Source organism: Serratia sp. CY27727 (genome assembly GCF_052169275.1).
Lineage (GTDB): Bacteria > Pseudomonadota > Gammaproteobacteria > Enterobacterales > Enterobacteriaceae > Serratia > Serratia sarumanii.
Genome location: NZ_JBJNLB010000002.1, coordinates 934,584 through 952,787 on the forward strand (window position 1 = coordinate 934,584; position 18,204 = coordinate 952,787).

The window sequence follows — 18,204 nt, forward strand, 5'->3', positions numbered from 1 at the left end:
TTGGGTCTGATGTTATTAATCGCGCTGTTGCTTACGCGAGGGGTCGAGCAATACGGCAAGGACGATCAATGCGCCTTTGATAATTTGTTGGTAATACGACTGCACGCCGAGCAGATCGAGGCCGTTATTCATCACCCCGATAATCAGCACGCCGAAGAAGGTGCCGACCAGCGTACCGACGCCGCCGGCCATGCTGGTGCCGCCGATCACCACCGCTGCGATGGCGTCCAACTCATACCCTGCGCCGGCATTGGTCTGCGCCGAACCGGTGCGAGCCGTGAGGATCAGGCCGGCGATGCCGGCCAGCGCGCCGCACAGCGTATACACCAGTATTTTGATGCGGGTCACGTTGATCCCCGAGGTGCGCGCGCTCTTCGGGTTGCCGCCGACGGCGTAGATGTAGCGCCCGAAAAGGGTTTTATTCAGCACGAGCCAGGCGAGGGCGAACAGCACGATGAAGATGATGACGGGCACCGGAACGCCGCCGACATAGCCATTGCCTAACCAGCGGAAATCGCTGTTCAATTGCGATACCGGATTGCCGTTGGTGGTCAGCATGGTTAAACCGCGCGCCGCGGAGAGCATGCCCATGGTGACGATAAACGGCTGCAGCCGATAACGGGCTAACACGGTGCCGTTCATCAGGCCGCAGACGATGCCGATGCCCAGCGCCACAATCAGCGGCGCCATGACGGCGGTCGCGGTGTCGCCGATAGCCAATCCGCTGTTGTTGGTGGCGAAGCGGGCTGCGACGATCCCGCTTAACGCCAGCACCGAGCCCACGGAGAGATCGACGCCTGCCGTGATAATGACGAAGGTCATGCCGATCGCCAGAATGCCGTTGATCGAGACCTGGCGCAGGACGATCAGGGTGTTTTCATTGCTGAGAAAATAATTGCTGCTCCAGGCCCCCTGAGCGACCTGATATTCGCCAATCAGCGCCACGATCAGGCACAGGGCGAAAAAGGCGATGATAATGCCGTATTTGTGCATACGGCGCTTATTGCGGGTGAAAAATGAAATTCCTGGTGATAAGGAGTGGGCGCTGCTCATTTTTTTTCTCTCTCTGTTAAACCGCAAGTTTCATCAGTGCTGCCTGGGTCGCATCGGCTGCCGAAAGCTCGCCGGCCAACTGCCCGTCACGAAACACCAATATGCGATCGCTCATGCCGATAATTTCCGAAAGCTCGGAGGAAACCATAATGATCCCTTTGTTTTGCAAGGCGAACTCCGACATAAATCGATAGATCTCTTTCTTGGCCCCGACGTCGATACCGCGCGTCGGCTCGTCGAGCAGCAAAACCTCCGGATCCAGCAGCGCCCAACGGCCCAGCACGACTTTTTGCTGGTTGCCGCCGCTCAGGTTGCCCACCGGCTGTTCGCCATCGTGGGTTTTAACGTTGAAGCGCTGGATCATGTCGCGGGTTCGCGCCTGCTCCCGTTTCTCGCTGACAAACCCCATCCGGCTGATGGCGGCAAAAGAGGCGATATTGATGTTTTCACTGACGGAACGGCACAGCACCAGGCCGGTTTCCTTGCGATCTTCCGTCACGTAGGCAATACCGCTGTCGATGGCCTCGCGCGGAGAGTGGCGGTTCAGCGTCTTGTCGCCCAGGCGAATCGTGCCGCTGTCGGCATGCTGAATGCCGAAGATAAGATCGAGAAATTCACTGCGGCCCGATCCCACCAGCCCATAGATGCCCAGGATCTCACCGTGCTTCAGCTGCAGGCTGATATCTTTTATCTTGCTGCGCCAACACAGGTTATTGACCGCCAGCAAGACCTGTTCGCCGGGCTGATTGAATTTGGCGAACTCGCTGTCGTACTCGCCGCCAATAATGTGTTCGATCAGCTGTTCACGGGTAATGTCGGCGATATAGCCTTCATGGATATAGGCGCCGTCGCGGAAAATGGTGTAGCTGTCCGCGATTTGGAATATCTCTGACAAACGGTGAGAGACGTAAATAATGCCTTTACCTTTTGCCGCCAGTTGCTGAAGCGTCTGAAAGATTTTCTGCGCATCCTCTTCGCCAATCGCCGAGGTGGGTTCATCCATGATGATGATGTCGGCATTGGCATGCGACAGCGCCTTGGCGATCTCGACCAGCTGCTGTTCGGCGACGCTCAGGTTGCGCATTTTTTCTCGGGCGTCGATCTTGAAATCGAGTTCTTTGAGCAGGCTGGTCGTGCGTTGATTGAGCGTTGCGAAATCGACGAACCCCAGGCGTCTCGGCTCGCGGCCCAGCCAAATGTTTTCGGCCACCGTCAGATCCGGGATCGCGCTCAGCTCCTGCTGCACGATGGCGATGCCGGCATTGAGGGCTTCCCGCGGATGATGAAATTCACAGCGTTGGCCATTGATAAAAATGTCGCCGCCGTCGGGTTGAATAAAGCCCATCAGAATGCTGAGAAAGGTGGATTTACCCGCGCCGTTGCCGCCGCACAGGGCATGGATGGATCCGCGCCGCAGGCAAAACTCCGCATTCTTGAGCGCCACGACCGGGCCGAAGGCTTTCCTGACGCCGCTGACCTCCAGCAGGTAGGCGGGCGTTGGCGTATGGGGATCTCGCGTCACAGTTGCACCTCCGGGTAGGTCTGCTGCAAGCGTTGCAGGTAGCGTTGATAAAGCGTCTCGTATTGCGCCTGCCTGCCGGCGTTTGGCGGCGTGCGCGTGGCCTCATCCAGCGCAACGAAGCGTTGGCACAGTTCGGCCAGCAATGCGGCGGCGTTCCGGCGCGGATCGTCGGCCAACATCGTCGCCCACATCGCCTGAATGGCGCCGCCTAGCGCCGCGGTCTCTTTGGCTTTCAGACAGACCACCGGGCATCCCATTACGTCCGCGACGATTTGTCGCCAGGCGGCGCTGCGGGCGCCGCCGCCGGTGAGGCGGATTTCGCGCGCTTCGATGCCCTGACGGCGAAACAGCTCGATGCCATAGCGCAACCCATACGTGGCGCTTTCGACCACCGCCAGGCAGAGATTGGCGCGGGTAAAGTTGTCGCTATCAAGGTTGTGCAGGCTGGCGCGCGCGTGGGGCAATGGCGGAACGCGTTCACCATTGAAGAACGGCAGCATCTCGACACCGCCTGCGCCGGGCGAAGCCTGCGCCAGCAAAGCGTTAAAGCCGGCAAGATCTTGGTCCAGCAGCGTTTGTACCGCGGTGGTGGCCGAGGTGACATTCATGGTGCAAATCAATGGCAGCCACCCGTTGGTGCTGGAGCAGAAGCCGGCAATCATGTCCGATTCCGCCGTGACGGGGGCGGCGGACCAGGCGAACAGCGTGCCGGAGGTGCCCAGGCTCAGGGTGAGGGTGCCGGCCTCGATGTTGCCGGAACCGATGGCCGCCATCATGTTGTCGCCGCCGCCGGTCGAGACCCGCACTGCCGGGCCGAGGCCGAGTTTTTCCGCCGCGGCGGGGCGCACCATGCCGATGCAGCACTCCGCGCTTTTGAGCGGCGGCAGGGCTTGCCACAGGCGGCCGCTGTCGTCGATAAGATCGACGGCGGTTTTGCTCCAGCGACGGGTGCGCACATCGAACAACCCGGTGCCGGAAGCGTCGCCATATTCCGCTACGCGCTCCCCGGTCAGCCAGAAGTTCAAGTAGTCATGGGGCAACAACACGGTATGCAGTTGTGCCCACAGCGCCGGATGGTGCGTCTTGAACCAAAGGATTTTTGACGCGGTATAGCCGGTGGCGATCCGCAGGCCAAGCGTTTCCAGCGAGCCGTTGGCTCCGCCGAGCTGTTGCAGGAGCCGTTCGTTTTCCTCTGCGGTTTCGGTATCGCACCACAGCTTGACGCTGTGCAGCACGTTGCCGTCTGCGTCCAGCGGCACAAACCCATGTTGTTGGCCCGAGACCCCCAGAGCGTGAATCTCCTGTGCATCAACGCCGGCGTGAGTCACGGCTTGGCGAAAAGCGATGACTAGCGCCTCAATCCACCAGTCGGCCTCCTGTTCGCGCCGGCCATTGGCTTGGCTGATGAGACGGTGAGGGGCGTTGCCCTCACCGAGGATCACGCCCTGCGTGCTGTCGACAATCACGACTTTCGTGCCTTGCGTACCGCAGTCTATGCCAGCATAGAGCGCCATAGGATCACTCCATCTCCAGCATGATTTTGATGTCTGAGGCATGTCCCGCCACCGCGCGCTCGAAGGCCGCCACGCTGTCGGAGAACTTGTAGGTTTGGCTTATCAACGGCTGGACGCGCAGCTTGCCGCTGCTCAACAGGCGCAGCGTGCGCGGGTACATGTTGGCGTAGCGGAAAATGGTCTTGAAGGTAATTTCCTTGGCCTGCGCGGCGACGATATCCAGCGGCGCGGCATCGATCGGCATGCCGACCAGCACGGCGGTCGCCCCGGGCGCCGCATGTTCGGCCAGCGTAGCGATAGCCGGTTTCGCGCCGCTGCATTCAAACACGACATCGGCGCCATTGCCGCTGGTGAGGGCGGCTACTTTCCCCGCCAGGTCGCCGGTTTTGATATTGACGGCGTGCAGCCCCTCGTAACTGGCCGCAACGGCGAGTTTTTCGTCGAACAGATCGCAAATTATGACGTCCGAGCAGCCGCCCGCCAGCGCCGCGAGGGCGGTGACCACGCCGATCGGCCCGGCGCCGATCACCAGCGCGATATCGCCGGGTTTGATCCCGGCTTTGGTGGCCGCTTGCATGCCGATGGCTAAGGGTTCCACCATGGCGCCTTCAGCGAAACTGACGTTGTCCGGCAATTTGAACGTGAAGGCGGCAGGGTGGATGACGGTTTCGCGCAGGCAGCCGTGCACCGGCGGCGTCGCCCAGAAGCGAACGGCCGGGTCAAGGTTGTAAATACCGGCGCGCGTCTGCGCCGAGTTGAGATCGGGAATGCCGGGCTCCATGCAAACGCGATCGCCGATGCTGAGGTGAGTGACGTTTTTACCTGTCGCGAGCACCACGCCGGAGGCTTCATGGCCGAGCACCATCGGGGCGTTAACCACGAACGGGCCAATGCGGCCATGTTGGTAATAGTGCACATCACTGCCGCAGATGCCCACGGAATGAATTTTTATCTGCACATCATCGGGGCCCAGCGTTTCGGCAAGCTGGACGTCCTCGATAGCGATTTCCCCCGCTTTGGCCAACACTAATGCTTTCATATTGCCTCCTGGTGAATCATTTTTATGGTAACGATATCATTTCAATGCGGCGATATTGGGCCAAAGCGAGGGGGTAAACTGTGATCGATGTTGGAATTACTCGACGAGAGTTAATTTTGCTGGTGGGTTGTTATTCAATATGGGGATAGCGATCACAAAATCGGCGATGCAATGACGGTTTTAATATCAGCGTGCTGATATCGATACCGTTACTTTGCAGGGGAAATGATGAACAAACAACAAAGCGCCATAGCCGCTACGCTGGAATATTTGCGCAAGGCGGACATTATTCTGACCGAAGAAGAACAGCAACGTATTGAAATTGCGACATTTGGCCTGGCCGACTATCCCGCCTCAGGGCTGCAACTGCTGACCTATATCAACTCGCCTCGCTATTGTGCGAAAGAGTTGGTGCTGTTTCCAGAGCAGACTTGCCCGGAACATTTGCATCCTCCTTTCGCCGGCACGCCGGGCAAGCAAGAGACGTTTCGCTGCCGTTGGGGCGAGGTGTTTCTGTTTGTCGATGATGAAAACCTGACGCTTAATGACGCCGGCGGTGAACCGGTATGCCGGGTGCCAGAGGGCGCGGAGCCTTGGTATACCTGCAATCGCTATATCCTCTTGCGGCCGGGCGAGCAATACACCATCGCGCCCAATACCCGGCACTGGTTTCAGGCTGGAAAGCGGGGGGCGGTGGTGTCCGAGTTCTCTTCCGAGAGCCGTGACGAGCTGGATATCTTTACCGATCCCCGGATTAACCGCCTGGCGGGCGTAAATCATTAGCGCCACGATGAAAGTTCTGTCATGATGTTGTTAATGGTACAAAATGATACTAAAAGCTAAGGAGCTGCATTTGGCAGTGGGTCGAGGACGGAAAGCGACGCTGGCTAGCGTCGCCGCACAGGCAAACGTCAGTAAAATCACCGCGTCGCGGGCATTTTCACAGCCGGACAAAGTTCATCCGGAAACGCTGCGCCGCATTCGGGAGACCGCTGCCGAGCTCGGCTATGTGGTCAATGCCGCAGCGCGCAACCTGCGGGCGAAAAGCAGCAGAACCATCGGTATCGTCAACCCTGATATGGCCAACCCGTTCTTTGGCGGTCTGACGCGGCTGATGACGCTTGAAGCGCAAAAAATGGGATACGACACCCTGGTGTTCGACTCCTATGAGTCTCAGGAAAGCGAAGACAGAATCATCGACAAACTGATTGGCTACAACGTCGATGCGATCATTCTCTCGGTCATTTCCAACGATCATTTGTACCAGCCTTCCTACCTAAAACGGTTGGAAACCTTGAATATTCCGGTGGTGCTGATCGACCGGGAGCTGGACAATCGCCACTGCAGCGGGGTGTATATCGATAACCTGGACTGCGGCCTCCAGGCGGGGCGCTGGCTGCTGGAACAGAAGGCGCAGCGGGTGGTGGTGGTCTCCGGACCGGAAAACTCCAACGTGGCGCGTGACAGGGTCACTGGCTTGCATGCGGCATTACAAGGCAAGGTGGCGTCGCTTGAAGTGCTGTATGCCGATTTCTTTATGGATGTCGCTTGGCAAGAGACGAGCCGATGGCTGGCCAATAACCGCGCACCGGACTTTTTCGTCGGCTGCAATAACCAGATCTCCCTGGGCATTATCAAGGCCTGCATTGAACACCGGCTGCCGTTGATGCAGGACGTGTCGCTGTTCAGCATCGATGAGGTTTCACATGCTGAGATCTACGGTTTTCATTTCCCCTGCGTGTCGCATGATTTGCAAGAGATCGCCTGGCAAGCGTTGAATCTGGCGATCCGGCGCATTGCCGACCCCGATATCAAGCCGGGCAAGGTGGTGGTGCGGGGAAAACTCATCGCGTAGCGGCCTTTCTCTGCCTTTGTATGGGGATAACGGGAGCGAAAGGAAGCGTTATATCCAATTGACCGGTATGTTCGGTGGGTAATAGAACAACATCCCCGCTATTGATGCACGGTTCATTCGCTTATAGAGTCACATGGCTGTATGTATATACAGTAATTACATGAGGATAATATGATGAATACCTGCCCTGATATCGCTACGTTGCGAAACACTCTTCCTGGCGCGGTCGGCGAATTGATCGCCGTGACCGCATACTACGGCGATTGGAATATCAGCAATCGTCAGCCCATCGGCGGCGGTATCTTCGTCGCCAAAGCACAATCTACACCGATGGATGACGGCGGGATGTTCATCCGCCCTAACGCCGCTTGGTTGTGGGTGCGCGTTCTGGACGTGGCCGGCACAGTGTCGCCTTATATGTTCGGCGCGAAAGGTGACGGTATTTCAGAGGATGCCACTGCCATTCAGGCTGCTCACGATTATGCCAGTTCACAGGCTGTCTCCAGCGGTTCTCGTATATTGAAAAACGGCAATCTGCAGTTCGGGAGCGGACAATTTAAATGTACGAAAACGCTGAAGCTGGATTTGAAAACCGTTGATTACGATTTTTCCGGCGCCTTGTTGGATTTTAGCGCCATGACACAAGGCAACAGCATCGACCGCAACGTCGCGATTCAATGGCAAAACAACGCCGGTTATACCCAGGGCAATCTCAGCGTGAAAAATTTGCGTATGATTGGACCTGGGGCCAATTCATTTGTCGATGGCATGACGTTTTCTACTTCGCTCTCGGCAAGCTATGGTCGCAATTCGCTGACCTTTATCGGCGGCGGGATCGAAGGTTTTGCCTATGGCATAACAGGCACCACCGATTTTTACTTCCTGCGCATGTACGGCTTTAGTTTCAATCACTGCGACATTTGCTATTACTTCCCCGACAATACTTCCAATTCCGGTGAAGAGATGAATTTCCATAGCTGCATTTTCGCTCAGAGTAATTGCGGGGTGAAATTACAGGGAGGGTACAGCTATTTCTTAAACTGTTCCTTCGATTACATTTACGGTAAAAACGGACCGCAAACCTCCTCCAGCCATGTCGGAAAGTATATGCATATCGAGGGTGGACAACATATTTTCCGCGATTGTCACGTTGAAGGCTATGGCCCACAAAATTACATCCTGAACATCCCGGATGCTAAACGTTGCAAGGTCAATATTATCGGCGGTCTGTTTACCTTCAAAGCCGGCGGTAGCCCAACGGCCTATCCGACAACCTCTAACCCATTCTATGTGGGGGATTTGGCGCGAGTGGTGTTTGATAAAGTCAATATCGGTCAGATGCAACAAGGTGGTGACACCAACGTCAGTGGTTGGATTGATGGCACGGGTTCTGTCTCTTTGCGTAATACGCAATTGCCTATCGCCTGGCCTTATCTGTTAACTCAGGTGCGAACCGATACCGCCGTAGAGGACAATTGGCTGGATGGCACGACGTATAGCAACGGTAGCGACAAATGGACTGAGGAAGTTTGGGTTCTGCCGCCGGGAGGTGTTAATACGGTACGCAAATCTCGCTACGGGTGGGGTACGGCTAACAGCACCAATTTTAGCCTTATTCGCCAGGCCGATTTCGTTTCATTGGGGCGCAACGCGGCCGCTGGTGATGGTGTGTTCCAAGCGGTGCTGGGAACCCTCAGCCTGAAAGGTTACGGCAGCGTTATTCACCATGTTCGCGCCAACACTTACGCGGGTGATGGGCAACGCTGCCAGGTCAAAATCTTATGGGCGAAACTGCGCGAATATGGTCCGCACCAGGACGTTGAACCCCAAATTCTCAAGCAGCAAACCGGTCACGTTTATACCTATCAATTTAGCGGCAATGAATCTGATCTGAAGAGCGTTATCATCCCAGGCCAAATGCAGGGCTATCCTACGCAGCCTCCCGCCTTCGAGCGAGCGCCGGACTGGGCTACGCACGCTTTCTTGCTTATTGACGTCACCGAAATGAAAAGCAACTTTGACCTGCGCATTACGGATGTTTATCTGCGACAGGTCTGACGCAGTTTCCCAACATTAACCTGTCACGGCATGTCGCACACCCCGTTATTACGAGGGGGGGTGCGACATTGACGCCGCAGCGCTTTACGCGGCTGTCGCTGGCGCTACGTGAAGCGCGACTTTTTAAAGAGCCGCATAAAAAACCCACTTGAGCTAACCGGAATCCGGGGCTGGAATGGAGTCTCCTGCCCGTTACTGAATGAGGACGGATCTTTAGTCCGCGCCCAGCCCAAACACCGCCGCCGCATTGCGATCCAAAATGGCGTTCACGTCTGCCTCCGGCAATTCCGCACGGCGGATGTAGTCCACCGTGGTTTGAAACAGGTCGCCCGGCTGGAACGGGAAATCGGTGCCGAACAGCAGCCGCTCTGCGCCGAAGGTCGCCGCCGCCGCTTGCAATGCGGGCACCTGATCGTGGCCTACCGTGTCGTACCACATGCGCAGAGCGGCGCGGCTCGGCGGTTCCGGCGTATGCGGCGCTTCCCATGCGACGGTTTGGTCGAGACGCTCCAGCGTCATCGGCAGCAGGCCGCCCAGGTGCGGCACAATGATTTTCATCTCCGGAAAGCGTTGGGGGATGCCGTGGAGAATAAAGTGCATGGCGGCGACCGTGTCTTCGATCGGCGCGCCAATCGACCAGGTCAAAGCGTAATCGGCGATCAGCGGCGAATGCGCACCGCGGCCGGCGGGATGAATGGCCAGCACGCTGTGGCGGCGATTGAGTTCCTGATAGAGCGGCTCGAACAGCGGGTTGGCAATAGACAGCCCGAACACCGAGGTGGTGATGCAGGCGCCCAGCATATTGAGCTGGGTAAAGGCCCTTTCAAGCTCGAGCAACGCCGCGTCGATATGCGGCAGCGGCAAAGAAGCGATAGCCCGAAAGCGGGTGGGATAACGCGCTACCAGTTCCGCATATTCATCATTGATCCGGCGCGCGGCATCAACGGCCGCCTGTTCGTCTTCCAGATGCGGCGACAGCGGCGTCGCCGACAGGATTTGCATGTCGATGCCGGCGCTGTCCAGCAGGGCGAAGCGGGCGTCGAGTTCGCGCTCGGTGCGGCCGGCGCCCAGTTGCCGATAGGCGGCGACGTCGTGCACGCCATGCGCTTGCAAAAGATCCAGATACTCTGTGCTCCACAGGTGAGCGTGTACGTCGAGTCGCATCGGTCTATCTCCCGGCTTCGCGGCGATGCCGCGGGTTCAGGAGAGTATAGGCAGGCGACGCGACGCCTCCTGAAGGGAGAGCATTTTTTCTACCGACGGGTTAGGGGGAGAGCACGCATTGATCCGGGAACGGCGCGCAAACGGGCGTTCCCGGTATTGGGAGGGCTGGAGATCAGAACACCTGCTTGAACGGTTTCACCGTCACGTCGGCATAGACACCGGCGGCGATATAGGGATCCTGTTGCGCCCAGGCCTGGGCTTGCGCCAGCGACTCGAATTCGGCGATCACCGTCGAACCGGTAAAGCCGGCGGCGCCGGGATCGTTGCTGTCGATGGCCGGGTTAGGGCCGGCGACCACCAGGCGACCGGCGTCGCGCAGCGCCTGCAGGCGCGCCAGGTGTGCCGGACGCACCGCCAGACGATTTTCCAGCGAGTTGGGGACGTCTTGCGCGTAGATCAGATAAAGCATGTTTCACCTTTAAAATCATGGCTATAAAACGGTGCTACCAAGGTAGCGCAAAAGGCGCGACAGGGGAACGGCGTAGGGCGAATTTCCCGGCGGATTGGCGCTTATGCCTTGAAGCCGCTACTTTTTATTCGTATAGTGCGGCGCGCTTAAACTGATATGCCATTGAGGTGAGGACATGACGGAACTGGTAAGGGAAAAACTCGATTTGCCGGCGGGCAAAAGCAAACTGCTGCTGCATTCGTGCTGCGCGCCCTGTTCCGGCGAGGTAATGGAAGCGATCCAGGCCTCCGGGATCGAGTACGCCATTTTCTTCTATAACCCCAATATTCATCCGCAAAAAGAGTATCTGCTGCGCAAGGAAGAGAACATCCGCTTCGCCGAGCAGCACGGGGTGCCGATCATCGATGCCGATTACGATACCGACAACTGGTTCGCCCGCGCCAAGGGGATGGAGAATGAGCCGGAGCGCGGCATTCGTTGCACCATGTGTTTCGACATGCGTTTCGAGCGCACGGCGCTGTATGCGCATGAGCACGGTTACGACACCATCTCCAGCTCGCTCGGCATTTCGCGCTGGAAGAACATGCAGCAGATCACCGACTGCGGCATTCGCGCGGCGGAAAAGTATCCTGACCTGGTGTACTGGGATTACAACTGGCGCAAGAAGGGCGGTTCGTCGCGCATGATAGAGATCAGCAAGCGCGAACGCTTCTATCAGCAGGAATACTGCGGCTGCGTCTATTCGCTGCGCGACACCAACCTGCACCGCAAGGCGCAAGGGCGGCCGCTGATCAAGCTGGGCGTGCTTTACTATGGCGATGAAGAATAACGCTTAATCACCGCAATCAACCCGCTACGGCGGGTTTTTTACTTTTTGACGTCAGGCGAAACGTTAATGAAGCGTGGTGTTCCGGCGATAAAAAAGCAACGGCCAGGTTAATATCCTTATGAGTTTGCTGGTTTTAGCCGCGCATACTGACGATTAAAGCGATAGTTTGCCTTTCGTTATTGAATATGATTGCTATTTGCATTTAAACTTGGCGAACCAGAGGAAACAGAATCATTATGCCGCTAAAAAAGATGTTCCTTAATCGCCGTATATCCGTGCCTTTCGTCTTGTCCGTAGGCCTGCACAGCGCCCTGGTGGCGGGATTGCTTTACGCTTCGGTAAAAGAAGTGGTGGAGCTGCCGAAGCCAGAGGACGCGCCGATCAGCGTCATGATGGTCAACACCGCCGCGATGGCCGAACCGCCACCGCCGGCGCCGGCCGAGCCGGAACCGCCGCAGGTTGAACCTGAGCCGGAGCCAGAACCGGAGCCTATCGTGGAGCCGCCGCCGAAGGCGATCGTGAAGCCGGAGCCGGTCAAGCCGAAACCGAAGCCTAAGCCGAAGCCGAAGGTCGAAAAACAGGTCAAACCGGAGCCGAAGAAGGTCGAGCCGCGCGAGCCGTCGCCGTTCAACAACGATTCGCCGGCCAAGCCGATCGATAAAGCGCCGGTGAAACAGGCGCCTGCTGCGCCGGTGCAGGGCAACTCGCGCGAGGTCGGGCCAAGGCCGATCAGCCGCGCCAATCCGCTCTATCCGCCGCGGGCCCAGGCTTTGCAGATCGAAGGCAACGTGCGGGTACAGTTCGATATCGACAGCGACGGGCGCGTGAGCAACGTGCGCATCTTGTCGGCCGAGCCGCGCAACATGTTTGAGCGTGAAGTGAAGCAGGCGATGCGCAAGTGGCGCTATGAAGCCAAAGAAGCGAAAGATCGCACCGTCACTATCCGCTTCAAGCTGAACGGCACGACTGAATTGAACTGAGTTCGGTCAACACAAAAAGAAAGGGTCGCCTCGGCGACCCTTTTTGCATTTGCGGCGTAGCGTCAGTTTATTCTTCGAAGCCGACGCGGAAATTCATTTTGCCCTCAGGCAGCGCGCGCGAGTTGCCTTCCGCATCGACAGCCACATAGGTGAACACCGCTTCGGTCGCCCGGTAGCGCTGGCCGATCGGGGCGGAGGAGACTTTCTTGACCCACACTTCGATATTGATGGTGATCGAGCTGCGCCCGGTACGGATGCAGTGCGCATAGCAGCAAACCACATCACCTACCGCCACCGGTTTCAGGAAGGTCATGCCGTCCACGCGCACGGTCACCACGCGCCCTTCGGCGATCTCTTTTGCCTGGATGGCGCCGCCGATATCCATTTGCGACATCAGCCAGCCGCCGAAGATATCACCGTTGGCATTGGTATCGGCCGGCATCGCCAGCGTGCGCAGCACCAGCTCGCCGCTGGGTAAAGGTCGTTGTTGTGTCATAGCAGTCTGCTTTTAAAAGGAGGGAATAACATCATACTGCCCGCGACAAGCGCCGCAGGCATTAACAATTTTGTAACTATTTTTTCTGTTCTTCCGGCATGTGCCGGTAAATATAGATACCGCTGAGGAGGGTGAAGACCAGCGTCAGCACCGTCAGGCCAAAGACTTTGAAATTGACCCAGACGCTTTGCGGCAGCCAGAAGGCGACATAGATGTTCGCCAAGCCGCAGGCCAGGAAGAAGACCGCCCAGGCCAGGTTGAGGTTGCTCCACACTTTGTCCGGCAGCGTCAGCTCTTTGCCCAGCATGCGCTGAACCAGCGGTTTTTTGAGCACCCATTGGCTGATCAGCAGCGCCAGCGCGAACAGCGCGTAAATCACCGTGACCTTCCATTTGATGAACAAATCGTTGTGGAACACCAGCGTCAGGGTACCGAACACCAGCACCATCAGGAAGGTGATCAACGTCATCTTCTCGACCTTGCGGTATTTAACCCAGGTGAACACCAGCGCTAGTGCGGTAGCGACGATCAACGCGCCGGAAGCGACGTAAATATCGTACAGCTTGTAAAAAGCGAAAAAGACAATTAACGGGAGGAAATCAAGAAACTGCTTCATAAATCAATCCATCATCTGTTCATCGGCCGACTATACCGGATTCGGCGAGCTCTGTGTACCGCCGGGCGCTGCCGATTATCGGCGTTTGGCCGGCGGATTTCTGCCGCGAAAGCAGGAATTTGCATAAACTTACGCGAGAAAGCGCGGGCGCATTGCCAGCGCGCGCCGCAGGCCGCATAGTAAGTAGCATAATAACCAGATAATTTACCGCGGAAAACAGCATGCAGTGGAAATCTCTCCAGGCCTTGACGCCTGGTTTGACGCATTTATTGGGCTATCAACGCAGTTGGCTCAAGCCGGATATTCGCGCCGGCCTTTCCGTCGCCGCCGTCGCCTTGCCGGTGGCCATCGCCTATGCCGAGCTGGCCGGGGTCAGCCCGGTGGTGGGGCTCTATTCCTGTATTTTGCCGATGGTGGCCTATGCGCTGTTCGGCTCGTCACGCCAGCTGATCGTCGGGCCCGACGCCGCCACCTGTGCGGTGATCGCCGCGGTGGTGACGCCGCTGGCGGCGGGCAATATGGAGCGCCATTGGCAGCTGACCATCATGATGACCGCGATGATGGGCGGCTGGTGCCTGCTGGCCAGCCGGTTCAAGCTGGGGGCGCTGGCGGATCTGCTGTCGCGGCCGATCCTCAGCGGGTTGCTGAACGGGGTGGCGATCACCATTATGGTCGATCAGATCGGCAAGGTGTTGGGGTTCACGGTGCGCCCGGCGCAGCTGATCGAGCGCATCTACGCGCTGCCCGGCAACCTGCTGCACAGCGACTGGCTGACGATGGCGGTGTCGTTATTGACGCTGGTGACGCTGCTCGGATTTAAAAAATGGCGGCCTAACTGGCCGGCACCGCTGTTCGCCATCGTGCTGGCGGCGTTCGTGACCTGGGCCGGCGGCCTGCAACAGCATGGCGTGGTGACGGTGGGCGGTTTCAGCGGCGTGTTGCCGATCGTCCAGTGGCCGGATTTCCAGCCCGGTTTACTGCGCGACATGGTGATCCCGGCGCTCAACTTGGCGGTGGTGAGCTTTGTCAGCATGATGCTCACCGCCCGCAGCTTTGCCGCCAAAAACGGTTATGAGGTGAACGCCGACGCCGAGTTTCGCGCGCTGGGGCTGGTGAATATCGTCTCTGCGCTGTCGCAAGGTTTCGCCATCAGCGGCGCAGACTCGCGCACCGCGGTGAATGACGCCAACGGCGGCAAGAGCCAGCTGGTGTCGATCATCGCCGCCGCGGTAATTGCCTTCGTCTTGCTGTTCCTGATGTCGCCGCTGCAGTTTATTCCGGTGGCGGGATTGGGGGTGGTGCTGATGTATGCGGCCTGGTCACTGCTGGACATCCGCGGCATCTGGATCTTGCGCCGTCGCAACGCGCAGGCGTTCCGCCTGGCGCTGTTTACCTTCCTCAGCGTGCTGCTGGTGGGGGTGATCAGCGGCATCGGGCTGGCGGTGTTGCTGGGATTGATGCAGTTTTTGCGCACCGTCTTCCGGCCGACGGAACAGCTGCTGGGCGTCAACGACGAAGGCATGATCCACTCCATGGGCAACAACAATGGGGTGAAGGCGGTGCCCGGCGTCATGATGTATCGTTTCAATTCGCCGCTGACCTATTTCAACGTGGCGTACTTCAAACGCCGCATTCTCAATTTGGTCGACGGTACGCCGTTCCAGCCGCGTTGGGTGGTGGTGGACGCGGTGGCCAGTTTTACCCATGCCGACATCAGCGTGCTGGCGGCCATCGACGAACTGAAACGCGATCTGTTACAGCGTAACGTTAGGCTGGTGCTGGCGGGGCGCCGCACCGAGCTGACGCGCTGGTTCCGCATCAACCGCTTAGGGCGCGACAAAGAGCTGATTTTGGTGCCGGATCTGTATCTGGCGCTGAAGCTGATTCAGAGTAAGGAGCAGGCGGAAGCCGTCGTGATGGGGTAAACAAAAAAGGGGCGCGCCGAAGCGTGCCCCTTGATTTTCGCTGACGCCGGCGTTAGCCGCGCAGCAGCATATACAGGCGGAACAGGTAGATCAGCAGCAGGGCAGACACCAGGTTGCTCAACGCGGTCAACACCACGCTGGCGACGTTCGGTGTCAGCACCGACAGATGGCTCACCAAAAACAGCACCAGCAGTTTGGCCGCCAGCCACAGCATCATCGCCGGCACGATCACGCGCGCATTGGCGAAGGCCAGTTTGCTGCTCAGCTTGAGCGAAGCGAACACGCCTTTCTTGTCGACCGAGGCGATCACCGGCGCCAGCGCGAAGGCGATCGCCATCAGCACGCCCGGCACCACAAACAGCGTCAGGCCAAGCTGGATCAGCAGGGTGCAGATAAACAGCAGCAGCAGCAGGCGCGGCAAGTCGGGCGCCGAGGCGCCGAGCGCGCGCAGGGCGCTGGTGCGTTGCCCTTGCGACACCAGACGAATCAGCGTCAACATCCCGCCGACCAGCAGCACGTTGCCGACCAGCGCGGAGAAGGTGGCGGCCGCCGACACTTTCAGCAACACCATCTGCTGTTCCGGCGTCATCTGCTGGATCACTTCCTGAATGCCCATACCGGTAGACGAAGCGAAATCGCTGGTGGTGGCAGCGAGCGTCGCCAACTGTTCGGCATCGGGGCTGAAGGCCTGATTCAGCAGCACGGAGATAAACGCCGTCAACAACGCCAGCATCAGGATGCTGGCCAGTTGGTTGCGTAAAAAGTTAAAACTGTCACGGTACAAAGCGTTGGCCGTGATAGACATGCAGACTCCTTGGCGTCGGGAAAACAGAGATAAATCAGTGGGTGATTGTACCCTGTTCCACGCCGCTGTGGCACCCCGCGAATTGCACTACGCCTATTTCTTCAACGATCGTCGTCTCAGGCAGCGACAGCGGCAGGGGCACCGGCAAGGGCGGCAGGCCGTAGCGTTCCCGGGCGCGATCGCAGGCTTCGTTGCGCAGGCCGTTTTCACCGGACTGATCGAACTCTCTGCACGGGCTGGGCCGATTGAGGTAGATCGAGCAGGACACGGCTTTGCCGATCTCGCCGTCCAGCGCGTTGCAGCGGGGGGACTTGCTGTTGGTCCCCTGCATGCAGCGCAGGAACGGGGTCAAAGGCTCCGTCAGGGAAAGAGGGACGGTGCCGCCGCCGTCTTCGGCTTCGGCCCAATAGAATGACACTCGAAAATAGCCACAGCATGCGCCGCAGCTGACACAGGGATTAAGGATTTCGCTCATCTTGATTGCCCGCCGACTCCTCACGGCACCAACCAAAACCAACACGGAAAATGAAATTACCTCAGCCGCAATTTTCTCCGCAACCGAAATTTGAACATGTAGATAATTTGCAACAAAATCGATTTTTTGATGCAGATCAATCCTTGATTTATTAGGCGGTTAGGTAACCTTGTTTTTAGTAGGATTTTAAATTTTTACACATAAGATGTGATCTCGATGGGATCACAAATACCCGAAAGTAGGTATATTCCATCCCGAGAGATTAACCACACAAATGGAATGGATAATGAAAAAGACAACTCTGATGGTATTGGCGACGATGATGGCGCCTATGTTGGCAAGTGCGCATCAGGCCGGTGATTTCCTGTTCCGCGCGGGCACCGCGACGGTGCGTCCAAATGCGGGTTCGGACAACGTGCTGGGGTTGGGTTCGCTGGATGCGAAAAACAACACCCAGCTCGGTCTAACCTTCGGTTACATGGTGACGGACAACATCGGCGTTGAGTTGTTGGCCGCAACGCCATTCCGCCACAAGGTGACGCTGGGCGGCACCGATCTGGCGACCGTTCACCAGTTGCCGCCTACGCTGATGGCGCAATACTACTTCGGCGATAAGCAGGACAAACTGCGTCCTTACCTGGGCGTCGGCGTTAACTACACCACTTTCTTCGATGAGAAGTTCAACGACTACGGCAAAAGCGCCGGGTTGAGCAATCTCGATCTGAAAGATTCCTGGGGTGTGGCGGCGCAGGCCGGCCTGGATTACAACCTGGATGAGCACTGGATGCTGAACATGTCGGTGTGGTGGATGAATATCGAAACCAAAACTCGCTTCAACGATGCGAATGGCGGGCACCACAGCTTCGATACGCGTTTGGATCCGTGGGTGTTCATGTTCGGGGCGGGGTACCGCTTCTGATGAAGGCTCCAAGCAGGGAGGCGTTGCGCCTCCCTGTGTCGGTATTATTTAATCTGCATTACGTTTTCAACCGATTTCACGCCGGCCACGCCGCGTGTGACCTGCACCGCACGGTTGGCGTCATCGCTGGACGTCACGAAGCCGCTCAGCTGTACGCGCCCTTTAAAGGTTTCCACGCTGATTTCGCGTGACTTGATGTTTTTATCCGCCAGCAGTGCCGATTTCACTTTGGTGGTGACCACCGTGTCATCGATATAACCGCCCGTTCCCTCTGATTTTGCCGTCGGCGCGCAAGCGCTCACCGCGACCGCCACAACGGCTGCCATGCACAAGGCCGAAAGGGTTTTAAACAGCTTCATAAATTACTCTCCATGCAATGTTATGGTTGAAATTCGCTACGGTTTTTCGCCGCAGCGAGCGCATTCCCCAAATCAAACGAAGAAATGCATAGCGAACAAAATTCATTGTGAGACAAGACCTGGGTT

The 18,204-nt window shown here is 57.8% G+C and carries 18 protein-coding genes; 7 read left to right on the forward strand and 11 right to left on the reverse strand.

The annotated features are described in order from the left end of the window. Positions 1 to 15 precede the first annotated feature (15 nt). The 4 genes from ACJ8HB_RS09425 to ACJ8HB_RS09440 form a co-directional block, all read right to left on the reverse strand. Entirely contained in the window at positions 16 to 993 is a 978-nt protein-coding gene (locus ACJ8HB_RS09425; RefSeq protein WP_369783701.1) for an ABC transporter permease, read from the reverse strand. Positions 994 to 1,069: 76 nt separating this feature from the next. Continuing rightward, positions 1,070 to 2,575 (reverse strand): sugar ABC transporter ATP-binding protein, encoded by a 1,506-nt coding sequence (locus ACJ8HB_RS09430; RefSeq protein WP_094859895.1) that lies wholly within the window; start codon positions 2,573 to 2,575, stop codon positions 1,070 to 1,072. Beyond that, positions 2,572 to 4,089 (reverse strand): xylulokinase, encoded by a 1,518-nt coding sequence (xylB, locus tag ACJ8HB_RS09435; protein ID WP_094859894.1) that lies wholly within the window; start codon positions 4,087 to 4,089, stop codon positions 2,572 to 2,574. The genes ACJ8HB_RS09430 and xylB overlap by 4 nt, the downstream gene beginning before the upstream one ends. 4 nt (positions 4,090 to 4,093) lie before the next feature. Further along, positions 4,094 to 5,128: an NAD(P)-dependent alcohol dehydrogenase gene (locus tag ACJ8HB_RS09440; RefSeq protein WP_094859893.1), complete on the reverse strand. Its 1,035-nt coding sequence runs from the start codon at positions 5,126 to 5,128 to the stop codon at positions 4,094 to 4,096. Positions 5,129 to 5,356: 228 nt separating this feature from the next. Between ACJ8HB_RS09440 and ACJ8HB_RS09445 the strand changes: the two genes are divergently transcribed. The 3 genes from ACJ8HB_RS09445 to ACJ8HB_RS09455 all read left to right on the forward strand — a co-directional run bounded on the left by ACJ8HB_RS09445 (position 5,357) and on the right by ACJ8HB_RS09455 (position 9,041). Then, a complete protein-coding gene (locus ACJ8HB_RS09445) occupies positions 5,357 to 5,911 on the forward strand; it encodes a D-lyxose/D-mannose family sugar isomerase (protein ID WP_047571603.1) in 555 nt (184 codons plus the stop codon). 70 nt (positions 5,912 to 5,981) lie between these two features. After that, positions 5,982 to 6,983 carry a LacI family DNA-binding transcriptional regulator gene (locus ACJ8HB_RS09450; protein ID WP_094859892.1) on the forward strand — a complete coding sequence of 334 codons (1,002 nt, stop codon included), beginning with the start codon at positions 5,982 to 5,984 and terminating at the stop codon, positions 6,981 to 6,983. Positions 6,984 to 7,154: 171 nt separating this feature from the next. Next, entirely contained in the window at positions 7,155 to 9,041 is a 1,887-nt protein-coding gene (locus tag ACJ8HB_RS09455) for a hypothetical protein (protein WP_094859891.1), read from the forward strand. Between the two features lie 213 nt (positions 9,042 to 9,254). Here the strand turns inward: ACJ8HB_RS09455 and ACJ8HB_RS09460 are convergent, their stop codons facing one another. Together ACJ8HB_RS09460 and ACJ8HB_RS09465 are read right to left on the reverse strand one after the other, a co-directional pair. Next, positions 9,255 to 10,205, reverse strand: coding sequence for an amidohydrolase family protein (locus ACJ8HB_RS09460; RefSeq protein ID WP_094859890.1), 951 nt, complete (start codon positions 10,203 to 10,205; stop codon positions 9,255 to 9,257). Positions 10,206 to 10,377: 172 nt separating this feature from the next. Then, a complete protein-coding gene (locus tag ACJ8HB_RS09465) occupies positions 10,378 to 10,674 on the reverse strand; it encodes a YciI family protein (RefSeq protein ID WP_033634770.1) in 297 nt (98 codons plus the stop codon). Between the two features lie 175 nt (positions 10,675 to 10,849). Between ACJ8HB_RS09465 and ACJ8HB_RS09470 the strand changes: the two genes are divergently transcribed. Together ACJ8HB_RS09470 and tonB are read left to right on the forward strand one after the other, a co-directional pair. After that, complete coding sequence (locus ACJ8HB_RS09470) at positions 10,850 to 11,503, forward strand: epoxyqueuosine reductase QueH (protein ID WP_025303057.1); 654 nt, start codon at positions 10,850 to 10,852, stop codon at positions 11,501 to 11,503. Positions 11,504 to 11,739: 236 nt separating this feature from the next. After that, the gene (gene tonB, locus ACJ8HB_RS09475) at positions 11,740 to 12,483 is read left to right on the forward strand and encodes a TonB system transport protein TonB (RefSeq protein WP_016927510.1); all 744 of its coding nucleotides are present in this window, start codon (positions 11,740 to 11,742) and stop codon (positions 12,481 to 12,483) included. Between the two features lie 67 nt (positions 12,484 to 12,550). On the opposite strand, the gene yciA is transcribed toward tonB, so the two are convergent. Continuing rightward, on the reverse strand, positions 12,551 to 12,979 hold the full coding sequence (gene yciA / locus ACJ8HB_RS09480; protein ID WP_004932085.1) for an acyl-CoA thioester hydrolase YciA: 429 nt from the start codon (positions 12,977 to 12,979) through the stop codon (positions 12,551 to 12,553). A 76-nt stretch (positions 12,980 to 13,055) separates the two neighbouring features. After that, positions 13,056 to 13,595: a septation protein A gene (locus ACJ8HB_RS09485; protein ID WP_004932082.1), complete on the reverse strand. Its 540-nt coding sequence runs from the start codon at positions 13,593 to 13,595 to the stop codon at positions 13,056 to 13,058. Positions 13,596 to 13,816: 221 nt separating this feature from the next. Between ACJ8HB_RS09485 and ACJ8HB_RS09490 the strand changes: the two genes are divergently transcribed. Then, entirely contained in the window at positions 13,817 to 15,520 is a 1,704-nt protein-coding gene (locus ACJ8HB_RS09490) for a SulP family inorganic anion transporter (RefSeq protein ID WP_047567147.1), read from the forward strand. A 52-nt stretch (positions 15,521 to 15,572) separates the two neighbouring features. On the opposite strand, the gene ACJ8HB_RS09495 is transcribed toward ACJ8HB_RS09490, so the two are convergent. Both ACJ8HB_RS09495 and ACJ8HB_RS09500 read right to left on the reverse strand, forming a co-directional pair. After that, complete coding sequence (locus ACJ8HB_RS09495; protein WP_033647584.1) at positions 15,573 to 16,325, reverse strand: YciC family protein; 753 nt, start codon at positions 16,323 to 16,325, stop codon at positions 15,573 to 15,575. A 34-nt stretch (positions 16,326 to 16,359) separates the two neighbouring features. After that, positions 16,360 to 16,800, reverse strand: a complete 441-nt coding sequence (locus tag ACJ8HB_RS09500; protein ID WP_033634766.1) for a YkgJ family cysteine cluster protein — start codon at positions 16,798 to 16,800, stop codon at positions 16,360 to 16,362. A gap of 286 nt (positions 16,801 to 17,086) precedes the next feature. Here ACJ8HB_RS09500 and ompW point away from each other — a divergent pair, with 286 nt between their 5' ends. Next, entirely contained in the window at positions 17,087 to 17,719 is a 633-nt protein-coding gene (gene ompW, locus ACJ8HB_RS09505) for an outer membrane protein OmpW (RefSeq protein ID WP_004932076.1), read from the forward strand. A 44-nt stretch (positions 17,720 to 17,763) separates the two neighbouring features. Here the strand turns inward: ompW and ACJ8HB_RS09510 are convergent, their stop codons facing one another. Further along, positions 17,764 to 18,078: a BON domain-containing protein gene (locus ACJ8HB_RS09510; protein ID WP_025303053.1), complete on the reverse strand. Its 315-nt coding sequence runs from the start codon at positions 18,076 to 18,078 to the stop codon at positions 17,764 to 17,766. Positions 18,079 to 18,204: the final 126 nt, after the last annotated feature.